The sequence below is a fragment of the Chryseobacterium cucumeris genome, assembly GCF_001593385.1.
Lineage (GTDB): Bacteria > Bacteroidota > Bacteroidia > Flavobacteriales > Weeksellaceae > Chryseobacterium > Chryseobacterium cucumeris.
On record NZ_LUVZ01000016.1, the window covers coordinates 1 to 1204 of the forward strand.

Consider the following 1204-nt stretch of genomic DNA (forward strand, 5'->3'; position numbering starts at 1 on the left):
TGTAATAGCCACGACTTTATCTGACAGTTAGGGGTTAAAAATAATTGTCAGTTATCCAATATTGTCCTTACTTCCAAAAGTAAGGATTTTTTGTTCCTCTGCAAGAGTTTCCAATAATTTATCTTTTGCAATAGGTTTACTATCCGAAAACGTCTGCATCGGTGTTTTACCGTAACAATGTTTTCCTGTATGCGTTCTTTCATTGTTGTAATACGATAGCCAGCTGTTTAAGTCTAATTGCAGTTCTTCAATACTTCTGTAAATTTTCTTTCTGAAAGCTATAGCATAGAACTCGTCCTGTATCGTCCTGTGAAAACGCTCGCAAATGCCATTGGTCTGAGGACTTTTAGCCTTGGTCTTTGTGTGATCAATATCTTCAATCGCTAAATAAAGCTGGTATTCATGCTGTTCTCTTATTCCACAGTATTCCGTTCCTCGGTCTGTTAAAATTCTGAGTAAACGAAGTTCCTGCTGCTCAAAGAATGGGACTACCTGATCATTAAGCATGTCAGCAGCAATAAGAGCATTTTTACGGTCATATAACTTTGCAAATGCTACTTTGGAATATGTGTCAATAAAAGTTTGCTGATAAATATGTCCAACTCCTTTGATATTGCCTACATAATAAGTGTCTTGAGCTCCTAAATATCCAGGATGATGAGTTTCAATTTCTCCATGAGCTTTTTTCTCTTCCTTAGCCCTTTCCAGTGCTGAAAGTTGAGATTCAGTAAGGACTACACCATCTTGAGCAGATTTGGCTTCCAGGGCTTTTAATCTTAGTTTAAACGTATGTAGATCGTGTCTTAACCAAATACTTCTGACTCCACCTGGTGATACAATGAAACCTTTCTTTTTAAGTTCATTACTTACTCTAAGCTGCCCCAGAGCAGGGTTTTCAATGGCTATATCAACAACAGCCTTTTCAATGACTTCATCTACACGATTCTTTAATACTGGCTTTCTTCTGGAGATTTCCTGTAATGCTAATTCACCTCCTTGCTCATACAGTTCTTTGAATCGATAAAAACTGTCTCGGGAATAACCCATTACTTTACAAGCTTTGGATACATTTCCTAAATGTTGTGCTAATTCAAGTACGCCTAGCTTGTTTTTGATAATTTTTTGTTGTGTTGTCATAATACTTAATCTGTTTTAAAGTTATTTAATTTGATTATAACTGTCAGATTAAGTATTGACTAATTCA

At 36.0% G+C, this 1204-nt stretch carries 1 protein-coding gene; it reads right to left on the bottom strand.

The genetic code is table 11. From position 1 onward, the window contains the following. Positions 1-51: 51 nt before the first annotated feature. A complete protein-coding gene (locus A1704_RS12365; RefSeq protein ID WP_062673824.1) occupies positions 52-1137 on the bottom strand; it encodes an IS481 family transposase in 1086 nt (361 codons plus the stop codon). Positions 1138-1204: the final 67 nt, after the last annotated feature.